The sequence below is a fragment of the Sphingorhabdus contaminans genome (assembly GCF_007280415.1).
In the GTDB taxonomy this organism is placed as follows: Bacteria; Pseudomonadota; Alphaproteobacteria; order Sphingomonadales; family Sphingomonadaceae; genus Sphingorhabdus_B; species Sphingorhabdus_B contaminans.
The window spans coordinates 862,911-873,177 of the sequence record NZ_VKKU01000001.1; the positions used below are offsets into that span (position 1 = coordinate 862,911).

Annotated in this window: 8 protein-coding genes; 4 read left to right on the forward strand and 4 right to left on the reverse strand. The window is 54.5% G+C overall.

Features of this window, described 5'->3' with window-relative positions; genetic code table 11:
• The 4 genes from FOM92_RS04290 to FOM92_RS04305 all read left to right on the forward strand — a co-directional run bounded on the left by FOM92_RS04290 (position 1) and on the right by FOM92_RS04305 (position 6,128).
• Positions 1–489 (forward strand): glutathione peroxidase, encoded by a 489-nt coding sequence (locus tag FOM92_RS04290; protein WP_143775528.1) that lies wholly within the window; start codon positions 1–3, stop codon positions 487–489.
• A gap of 96 nt (positions 490–585) precedes the next feature.
• Positions 586–4,062: a DNA polymerase III subunit alpha gene (gene dnaE / locus FOM92_RS04295; protein ID WP_143775529.1), complete on the forward strand. Its 3,477-nt coding sequence runs from the start codon at positions 586–588 to the stop codon at positions 4,060–4,062.
• A gap of 27 nt (positions 4,063–4,089) precedes the next feature.
• Complete coding sequence (locus FOM92_RS04300; protein ID WP_143775530.1) at positions 4,090–5,688, forward strand: long-chain fatty acid--CoA ligase; 1,599 nt, start codon at positions 4,090–4,092, stop codon at positions 5,686–5,688.
• Between the two features lie 2 nt (positions 5,689–5,690).
• Entirely contained in the window at positions 5,691–6,128 is a 438-nt protein-coding gene (locus FOM92_RS04305) for a DUF1330 domain-containing protein (protein WP_143775531.1), read from the forward strand.
• On the opposite strand, the gene FOM92_RS04310 is transcribed toward FOM92_RS04305, so the two are convergent.
• From FOM92_RS04310 to FOM92_RS04325, 4 genes are read right to left on the reverse strand one after another with little or no spacing between them, the layout of a single operon-like run.
• Complete coding sequence (locus FOM92_RS04310; RefSeq protein ID WP_143775532.1) at positions 6,125–7,213, reverse strand: PA0069 family radical SAM protein; 1,089 nt, start codon at positions 7,211–7,213, stop codon at positions 6,125–6,127. The genes FOM92_RS04305 and FOM92_RS04310 overlap by 4 nt on opposite strands.
• Before the next feature lie 54 nt (positions 7,214–7,267).
• Complete coding sequence (gene moaB / locus FOM92_RS04315; protein WP_143775533.1) at positions 7,268–7,795, reverse strand: molybdenum cofactor biosynthesis protein B; 528 nt, start codon at positions 7,793–7,795, stop codon at positions 7,268–7,270.
• Positions 7,782–9,563: a lytic transglycosylase domain-containing protein gene (locus FOM92_RS04320; protein ID WP_143775534.1), complete on the reverse strand. Its 1,782-nt coding sequence runs from the start codon at positions 9,561–9,563 to the stop codon at positions 7,782–7,784. Before FOM92_RS04320 ends, moaB begins: the two co-directional genes overlap by 14 nt.
• The gene (locus tag FOM92_RS04325) at positions 9,521–10,252 is read right to left on the reverse strand and encodes a uracil-DNA glycosylase family protein (RefSeq protein WP_170226786.1); all 732 of its coding nucleotides are present in this window, start codon (positions 10,250–10,252) and stop codon (positions 9,521–9,523) included. The genes FOM92_RS04320 and FOM92_RS04325 overlap by 43 nt, the downstream gene beginning before the upstream one ends.
• Positions 10,253–10,267: the final 15 nt, after the last annotated feature.

Sequence of the window (10,267 nt, forward strand, 5' to 3'; positions counted from 1 at the left end):
ATGGGTGTTTATGATTTCACGGTAAAGATGCCGGGAGGCCGTTCCGAGGCGATGTCCGAACATGCCGGAAAAGTCCTGCTCATCGTAAACACCGCATCCAAATGCGGCTTCACACCGCAATATGCAGGTCTTGAGGCGCTATATAAGAAATATGGCGTGCAAGGCTTTGAAGTGCTCGCATTTCCCTGCAATCAATTTGGTGCGCAGGAGCCGGGTGACGAAGAGGAAATCAAGAATTTCTGTTCCTTGACTTATGACGTGTCCTTTCCGCTCGCTGCGAAAATTGATGTGAACGGAAAGGATGAAGATCCGCTTTGGCATTATCTGAAGCAACAGCAAGCGGGCCTGATGGGGTCGCGTGGAATCAAATGGAATTTCACCAAATTTCTTGTTGATCGCAAAGGCAATGTCGTCGCGCGGCATGGTCCTCAGGTCAAGCCGGAGGCGTTGGCAAAGGATATTGAGCGGCTGTTGAAAGAGCCTGCCTGAATATCTCAAAAGCCGTCCTGTAAATGGCGGTTTGTCCACAGCGAACCGCCGGTCTGAATTTGCAAAAAGAGACATGTCCATATTAAGCTCTTCGCTATGAGCTATGTCCCCTTTGTCCCTCTGCGCGTTTTTTCTGCATACACGATGCTGGAAGGCGCCATTGAGCCAAAAGCCATAGGTGAAGCTGCCAAAAAGCTGGGATTCCCGGCAATTGCGATTTGTGATCGCAACGGACTTTATGGTGTCATGCCTTTTCAGGATGGGGCCAAGTCCAAGGGCGTTCAGCCGGTCATAGGAACATTGCTGGGTGTACGACGGCCCAGCAGTGACGGGCACTTCATTCGCGACTGGTTGGCGCTCTATGCACAGGATGAGCGCGGCTATCATAATTTGTGCCGACTGGTTTCGATGGCGCATCTGGATCGCCCGGAGGATTTCGACGCCCATGTAACTTTGGAGCAAATGGCCGAGTTTACCGGCGGGCTGATCGCCCTGACAGCCGGAGGCGAAGGCGGTTTGGCCAAACTTTTGGCCGATGGGCAGAATGATGCGGCCGCCCATTATCTCGAACATCTGCAGAGTCTTTTTCCCGACAGGCTTTATATCGAGCTTTCACGGCGGAACGATCCCGTCGAAGAGGCCGCCGAGAACGGCTTGATCGACCTTGCCTACCAACATGACATCCCTTTGGTCGCAACCAACCCTGCCTTCTTTGCCGAACCGGAGTTCTTTGACGCGCATGATGCGATGTTGTGCATTTCGGACGGTGAATATGTTGAGAATGCGGATCGCAGGCGGAGCATCCGCGATACGTGGATAAAAACCGGAAAACAGATGGGGGAACTCTTCGCCGATATCCCCGAAGCAATCGCGAACACTCTGGTTATCGCGCAGAGATGCGCTGTTTTGGCACCCTATCGCAGCCCAATTCTGCCCAGCCTTGCAGGGGACAGGGAGGCTGAGGAAGAACAACTGCGGGAAGATTCGCGTGTTGGTCTAGAAAAGCGTCTCGAGACCGCAGGCATAACCGACGAGGCGGCACGGAAAGTCTATTTTGACCGGCTGAAATTCGAAGCAGATGTCATCTGTTCAATGGGCTTTTCAGGCTATTTCCTAATCGTTGCCGACTTTATCAAATGGGCGAAAGAGCAGGACATCGCGGTTGGCCCCGGCCGTGGTTCGGGCGCGGGTTCGCTGGTTGCATGGGCGCTTACGATCACCGATCTTGACCCTATCAAGCTTGGCCTGCTGTTCGAACGCTTTCTGAACCCGGACCGTGTGTCGATGCCGGACTTCGATATCGACTTTTGTGAAACGCGTCGCGGCGAAGTCATTCGCTATGTCCAGAAAAAATATGGCCACCGGCAGGTTGCGCAGATCATTACCTTCGGAAAGCTGAAGGCGCGTGCGGTATTGCGGGACACCGGACGTGTGCTCCAGATGAGCTATGGCCAGGTAGACCGGCTGTGCAAGCAAGTGCCCAACCATCCGACCGATCCTTGGGATCTCAAGCGTGCATTGAGCGGGGTTGCTGAACTGCGCGAAGAATACAGGCGCGACGACCAGGTCAAAAGGTTGTTCGACCTCGCCATGAAATTGGAGGGTTTGCCAAGGCATAGTTCAACGCACGCGGCAGGTGTTGTCATTGGCGATCGCGAGCTGTCCGAACTGGCGCCGCTTTACCGTGATCCGCGGTCCGACATGCCCGTCACGCAGTTCGACATGAAATATGTCGAAAGTGCGGGATTGGTCAAATTCGACTTTCTGGGACTGAAGACGCTTTCTGTCTTGCAAAAGGCGAGCAAAATGCTGGCGAAGCGGGGTGTGCATATCAACCTCGACTTGCTGCCGCATGACGATCCCGAAGTGTACGAGTTGTTACAACGCGGCGACACGGTTGGTGTCTTCCAGCTGGAATCGGAGGGCATGCGCCGTACGCTGGCGGCCGTTAAACCAACGAATTTTGGCGACATTATCGCCCTCGTGTCCTTGTACCGACCTGGTCCTATGGACAATATTCCCATGTTCGGCCGCCGGAAAAATGGCGAAGAAGTAATCGAATATCCGCATCCTTTGCTCGAACCCGTTCTGAAGGAAACCTACGGGATTTTCGTCTATCAGGAACAGGTTATGCAGGCGGCCCAGATTCTGGCCGGATACAGTCTGGGCGAAGCAGATTTGCTTCGCCGGGCCATGGGTAAAAAGATCCAGGCAGAGATGGATGCCCAGCGGCAGAGATTTGTCACCGGCTGCGCCACACATGAGATTCCACCCAATCGCGCAAATGAACTGTTCGACTTGATCGACAAATTTGCGGGCTACGGCTTCAATAAAAGCCATGCTGCCGCTTATGCGGTTCTCGCCTACCAGACGGCTTGGCTGAAGACGCATCACCCGCAGGAGTTTTTTGCTGCGTCTATGTGCTTCGATATGCACCAGACCGACAAGCTGGGCATTTTCATTGACGATATGCGGCGTCTGGAGGTCACGTGTTTGCCGCCCGACATCAACCATAGCGAAGCCGAATATACGGTTGAAAGCGACCAAGAAGGCAGTCTCGCCGTCCGTTACGCACTGGGTGGTATCAAGAATGTAGGTGAGAAGGCGATGGAAGCGATCGTCGCCGAGCGCGAAAAGGGCGGGCTATTTGCCAATCTGGACGATTTTGCAAATCGTGCCGATCCCGGGCAGTTAAACCGGCGCAGTCTTGAAAATCTTGCCGCCGCTGGGGCCTTTGATTGCCTGGAACCAAATCGTGCGGCTGTGCACGCTTCTGCAGAAATACTTCTCGCCGCTGCTCAATCAGCGCGGGATTCCCGCGAAAGCGGGCAGGGTGGACTTTTTGGCGAAGGCGGTTCGGATATTGCAAAGCTCCGTATCGACAAGAATATTGAATGGTCTTTGGGCGAAAAAATGAACCGCGAAAAGGAAGCCTTTGGCTTTTATTTTTCCGCGCATCCTTGCTCGCAATATGATGCAATTGCCGCCAGCCACGGCGCAAAAAGTTATGCGACATGGCTGGATAGCGGTCCAATACCTGAAGGGGTGCGGCGCGCTGCAACAATCTCGGCATTGATCGAAGGCGTGCGGTGGCGGGAATCACGGAAAGGCAAGCGCTTCATGGTGGCTGATTTTTCGGATCAAAGCGGCCAATTTTCGGTGCGCTGTTTTGATGAGGCAGTAGGCGCAATGCTTTCCGAATGGGCGAAAGAGGCGGCTTGCCTGTTACTGCATTGCGAGATGGATCAACGCCCGGGGGACGAGGTTCCCAGCTTTACGGTCAAAAGCGCTAAGTTGTTGAGCAGCCTGACCAGTGTTTCCCGATTGAAAATGCAGCTCGACGTCACAAGCGAGCAAGCATTTGCAGAGCTGGCGGAGATTGTAGCGCCACTTCAGGGCGGCAAAAGCGAACTGGTCATCAGGACAAGGACGACCGATGGGCGCTGGACACATATAGTTTTGGGTCGACGATACCAGCTTGATGCATCGTTGCTGGACAAATTCAAGGCAATTGACGGCATCGCAAATGTAGAGCTTGCGCCCTTAGGTCCAGTTTTGGCATTGGTGCACTGAGAGCCTAAAAAAACAGAGGAGAGAGTGATGCGCGGCACCATGCAGGATTGGGATTTAAGGGTTACGCACCTGATCGATTATGCGGCGCGGGAGCATGGAACACGGGAAATCATTACCCGCTGGGCCAATGGAACGATTGAGCGGTCCAACTGGGCAAATGTCGCTGCGGAGGCACGGAAGTTATCGCAAGCCTTTGCCGGCTTTGGGCTTCAAAAAGGTGACCGTATCGCAACATTTGCGATGAACCATCACAGGCATCTGGCCGCTTGGTACGGGGCAATCGGATTCGGCGGTGTCATTCATACCGTGAACATCCGGTTATTCGATGAAGACCTGATCTACATCATGAACCATGCCGAAGACAAAGTGCTGATGTATGATGCGGCGTTTCAGCCGATCATTGACCGGCTAAAGCCGTATTTGAAAACGGTCGAGCACTATATCGTGTTCGATGACGCATCGAGCTACGATGCTTTGCTGGCGGCACAAGACGGCAATTATGAATGGGCAACGGGCGACGAACGCGACCCGTGCATGCTGTGCTACACCAGTGGCACAACAGGAAATCCGAAAGGGGTCTTGTACCAACATCGCTCAACCATGCTGCACGCAATGGCCGAAATAGCGCCGTCGATCTTCGACCTTAGCCCTCAAGCGACACTGCTTCCCATTGTGCCCATGTTCCATGCGGCCAGTTGGGGTCTGCCTTTTGCGGGTGCTGCGGCAGGGGTCAAATTTGTATTTTCGACCACCAACGAGGCCCCCATCCTTCATAAACTGATGCTGGATGAAGGTGTAACGCACAGCGCCGGCGTACCCACCGTGTGGCTGGCGATGTTCGGTCATCTTGATGCAGAAATCGCCGCAGGACGCTCCGGTTCATTGGGCAAATTGCGTCTTGTCACCATTGGCGGCTCTGCTGCACCGCGTGCGATGATTGAACGTCTAATGAAGTCGGGTGTTCGTGTTAGCCATGCCTGGGGCATGACCGAAACCTCACCCATCGGCACAATGGGCTCTCCCACGCCCAATTGGGATGAGCTTACGCTGGACGAGCAGATAGATGTGGTCTGCAAGCAGGGAAGGGTGCCTTTCGGCGTTGAGCTCCGTGTGATTGACAAGGATGGTAATGTTGCCCCGCGCGATGGTGTCACCTCAGGTGCGCTGCAAATTCGCGGTCCTTGGGTCATCAAACGCTATTTCAAGGCCGAAGAAGATGCGGTCGATCCGGATCAGTGGTTTGATACAGGCGACGTATCAGTCCTGCATCCCGATGGCACCATGCAAATTACCGACCGGGTTAAAGATGTGATCAAGTCCGGTGGTGAATGGATCAGTTCGGTGGAACTGGAAAATATCGCCGTAGGATGCCCGGGCATTGCCGAGGCAGGAGCCATTGGTGTTCCGCATCCTAAGTGGGATGAGCGCCCTGTTCTGATTGCCGTCAAAAAGCCGGGGGCCGAGGTGGATGAGGAGATGGTGAAATCCTATCTCGCCGAACGCATCGTGAAATGGTGGATGCCCGACCGCGTTTTGTTTGTCGATGAACTGCCCCATACCGGAACCGGTAAAATCCAAAAGGTTGCCTTGCGCCAGCAATTCAAAGATTTTGTGCTGGAGGGATGAGCATGAACGAGAGCTACATCGATCCGACACGTGAATCCTTTGACCTGTTCAAGCAGTTGCCGCGGGATGAGCCCATCAATATGCTCAACCTTCTGCGTTTTAACGTCAACGCCGCCTATCCTGAAGGTCACCCCAATGCGGCGCATGGATGGAGTGGTGCGCGCGCCTATGAAGAATATGGCAAGACGAGCGGACCGATCTTTCAACGCGTCGGGGGAAAGATTATCTGGCGCGGGAAAATGGAGGTCATGGTTACAGGACCGCAAGAAAACCAGTGGGATTCAGCATTTATAGCTTACTATCCCAACAGCGCGGCATTTCTGGAGATGGTAACGGACCCCGAATACCGCAAAGCTGTCGTGAACCGGCAGGCTGCGGTGCAGACAAGCCGGTTAATCCGGTTCAAACCGCTCGAGGGGAATGATACGACATTCGGTTAAAAGAGGTTGAGTTGCCCGCTGACATTGGGCGGCACAAAAAGATCGCTACGTACCGACCATTTGGATGAACCCAGGCCGTATCTGTTTTTGGCAATCCGCATACGGGTGCGGATCAATTCGGCCCAGGAACCTGTTCCACGCATACGGCTGAAAAAAGCGGGGTCATTATCCTTACCACCACGCAGGTCCCGGATGATATTCATGACCTTGGCCGCACGGTCCGGAAAATGGGTGTACAGCCACTCCCGAAAGAGTGGCGCTACTTCGTGCGGCAGGCGTATGGGAATCCAGGATACACTCTGTGCGCCAAATTCGGCCGCCGCAGCGACAAGATCCTCTATTTCGGTGTCTGTAATTGCTGGAATGATCGGTGCAATGTTCACATGTACGTAAACACCTGCATCTGCCAGTAACCGAACGGCTTCGAGGCGCTTATGGGGGCTTGATGCCCTGGGTTCCAATATTCGGGCCAATTTGCCGTCAAGTGTTGTAACCGACAAAGCAACGCCGGTCAGATTATCCTTGGCCAAATCGGCAAGCAGCAAAACGTCGTCGACGACCTTTGCCGATTTGGTCGTAATGACGATTGGATGTCGCGTTTCGACCATGACCTCTAAGATCTGGCGCGTGATCCTATATGTCCGTTCAATGGGCTGATAGGGGTCCGTGTTGGTGCCAATGGCGATTGGTTCCGGCTGATAGCCCTTTTTTGCCAGGGTTTTGCGGAGCAATGCCGCCGCCTGCGGCTTTGCGAAAAGTCGGCTTTCAAAATCCAGTCCCGGCGACAGGTCATGAAATGCATGGCTGGGACGTGCGTAACAATAAATGCAGCCATGCTCGCAACCCCGGTAGGCATTTACCGATCGATCAAAAGGCAGGTCGGGCGATGCGTTGAAACTGAGAATAGATTTAGGATGCTCTTCGGTAACAGTTGTCCGCAGGCGCGGCGCACCACCATCTTGCCACTCCCTTTCGTCGAGCCAATCGCCGTCCAATATTCGATCCGGTAAGTTGAAGCGCACCGGCACCCGGTTTTCGATCGCGCCTCTGCCTGACGCAGGTCTCGTGGATTTAGGATATGACACCCGGTCTCTATGCCAGAGCGATAAGAACAAATAAAGAACAAAAAGTCGCTTGGCTTAGGCTTCCCGCAGTCGCGGCATTAGTTCGACGAAATTGCAGGGGCGGTGGCGGCTGTCCAGTTGATGCACCAGAATCTGGTCCCAACCGTCTTTGACTGCTCCGTTGGAGCCCGGCAGGGCAAATATATAAGTCCCCCGTGCCAATACGGCGCAAGCACGTGATTGAACCGTGGATGTTCCAATCGAAGCAAAACTGAGCCAGCGGAATAGTTCGCCAAATCCCGGAATATCTTTCGACTTCACACGATCCAGCGCCTCGGGTGTAACATCACGTCCAGTAAGGCCGGTTCCACCGGTCGAAATGATCACGTCGATACGGTCATCATCAATCCAGTTATGCAACCGCGCGGTTAGCAACGTGACATCATCGCGGAGGATTGTGCGTTCGACAATCTTGTGACCAGCGGCAATGATGCGGTCTGCAAGAATATCTCCGCTCGTATCATCTTCTGCTGTGCGGGTGTCAGAAACCGTCAACAGCGCAATATTGACCGGTTTGAAGAGACGGCTTTCATCGAGCGGCAATGGAACCTCCCGTCATTCGCCGGGCAAGAACATTGCCGTTGCCATCGGGAAAGTTCGGCCAAAGATATTGCGCCAATCCCTTCAGGCTCCCCGATGCCTTGTTTTCGCGCATTTCGTAAATCCAGTAGTTGCGCAAAATCGTGGAGACATAACCCCGCGTTTCCCAATAGGGGATGGATTCGACAAACAAGAGCGGATCGCCATTATCGCGTATTTCCATATTCCAGCGGGAAAGGGGGGTGGGGCCCGCATTATAGGCTGCAATGACCTTGGGCAGAAGGCCTCCTGTCGACGGCATATCCCGAAGCTTTTCGAGATAGGACTGCCCATATTCCAAATTAACGGACGGACGGTCGAGCTCCGAAGCCACAAAACTGGCACCCCGGGCGCGGGCTATATCCTGCGCTGTTCCGGGACGGACCTGCATCAACCCGCGTGCACCGGCAGGACTGATAACGTCGGTCCGGAATGTGGATTCCTGAAGCGCGTGGGCGTACACCAACGCTGGCGTTACGCGCCATCCTCCCGTGGGTTCCCAATTGGGCATAGGATAGCGCGCCATCGCGTTGCTCTGGTCGCGTGAGGGGCCATAATGGCCCATCCAAAACTGGGTCGAGGCAAGATTGAGTGAACCGGCCAGTTGCGCAAGGTTGGCATGTTGCCGTGCATCACCGATTTTCGCCTGATGACGCAGGGCTTCGTCTGCCAGTTTGGTCTGACCTACCTCGGTCAGAGCAACGGCAAGGACTGCGTTTTCCTGATCTTTCAGAGCGTTCCAATCCAGTTTGGAAATCTTCGCTGCTTTCTTGGCGATAGGTTCCATTCCTAGGGATTCGCTGGCGAGCAGCCCGTAGAAGGTTTCCGGCAGTTTTGCGGCATGCTGCATGCGCGGCTGTACCTGTTGGGGCTGCTTGGCGGACATAGCGGCACGTGCGCTCCAAAAAAGTCCGGCGGCTTTCAGATCGTCATTCGATGCGAACCGGGCGACAGTGTCAAATGCTTCAAAGGCAGCTGGATAATCTTTCAGGCGCCACGACGCCAAACCATAGACCCAGGAAGCTTGCGTACCCCAGTCGCCACCGGCGGCCCGTGCAAGTGCGGCAACACGCCGTGCGGACTGGTCATCATTCTCGATATAATAGGACCATGCGACGCGGTAACGTAACTCAGTCACGGCATCTGTGGAAAGTTCAAATGCCTTGCTCTCCAAAAGCCGTTCAGCAGATGCGGGGTCATCATTTTTGATGAAAACCTGCAATTCACTGCGCAAGCCGTCATTGGCTGCATTTGCCGGAAGATCGCGTTTGGGTGCACCGCCCAGCCAGGAAAAGCGGCGGATACCGGGACGATCCGGCAACGCATCCGCCCCGCGCTTTTTTGCCATTGCGGCCAGCTGTTCGGCTTGCGGGAGATAAGGCGCGCTTTGCAACAATGCTTGTAAACGCTCGGCATCAACCTTCGGGCTGTTGGGTGCCAGATAATATTCAGCCCGCGCCATGGCGGCCATCGGGCCCTGCGGCGCCTTGTCGATCAGTTTTTCGGCTTCATCCCATTTCTGCGCCTTGATCGCCTGGTAAATGGCAATGAAGGTCTGTTTTTCGCTATTGTCCAACACGGTCGGGGCCGGTTGCGCCGAAACAATAGCGCGAAAACCCTCGCTCGTATTCGCCTGAACTGCAGTTAGGGGGATCAGCGCCGCTGCAAAAACTGCCAGTTGGAACTTTTTCACACTTGGGACCTTTTTGCGAACATCTGCAAATCCCGCCATGCCTGCGCTTTCAACGCAGGTCGTGCGATCAGGGTCCGCGGATGAAATGTCGTCAGTACCGGCAAGGTGATGCCGCCATGGTTAATATTCCCTAAATTTTGCCGTGCTTTCATCAGTTCTTCGCCCAGCAGTGCAAAACTTGCCGTCGAACCGAGTAAGATTACGGAACCCGGCCTGATAATCTCTATCTGGTGAAGCATGAATTTGGCGAGGTCCGCATATTCAGACTCCGGAATTTCACCCGTATAGGGCCGCGTCGTCGCCAAAGTCGCCCAATGACATTTATCAAGGTCGATCCCGATAGCATGCATCATACGCCGCAACAGCTGTCCGGAGGTCCCTTGCGTGAGCGAAGCGCGGTCAAAATCTTCTTCATCCGGCACATCGGAAACCAGCATGACTTCGGCTTTGGAAGGTCCTGCGGAAGGCAGATGTCGGGTTCCAAAGCCATTTCCAGGCAGAGGCGCGCCAGAGACAATCAGTTCACGCAATTTCTCGATGTCAGTCGGCCATTCCAGCTTTGGCTCGCTTGGTTTGATTTTTGCGACGACCGGGGCCGGTTGCGTCGAGAGAGGCAACTTGTCCGCGGTTTCATTGCGCACGCCGACGTCAAGCAAGTTGACAGGCAATTCGTCTACCGCACTGTCCACACCCGCCAGTTTCCACCACCCGCTAAGCGATTCAACCATGCGCGAAGCGTTAAA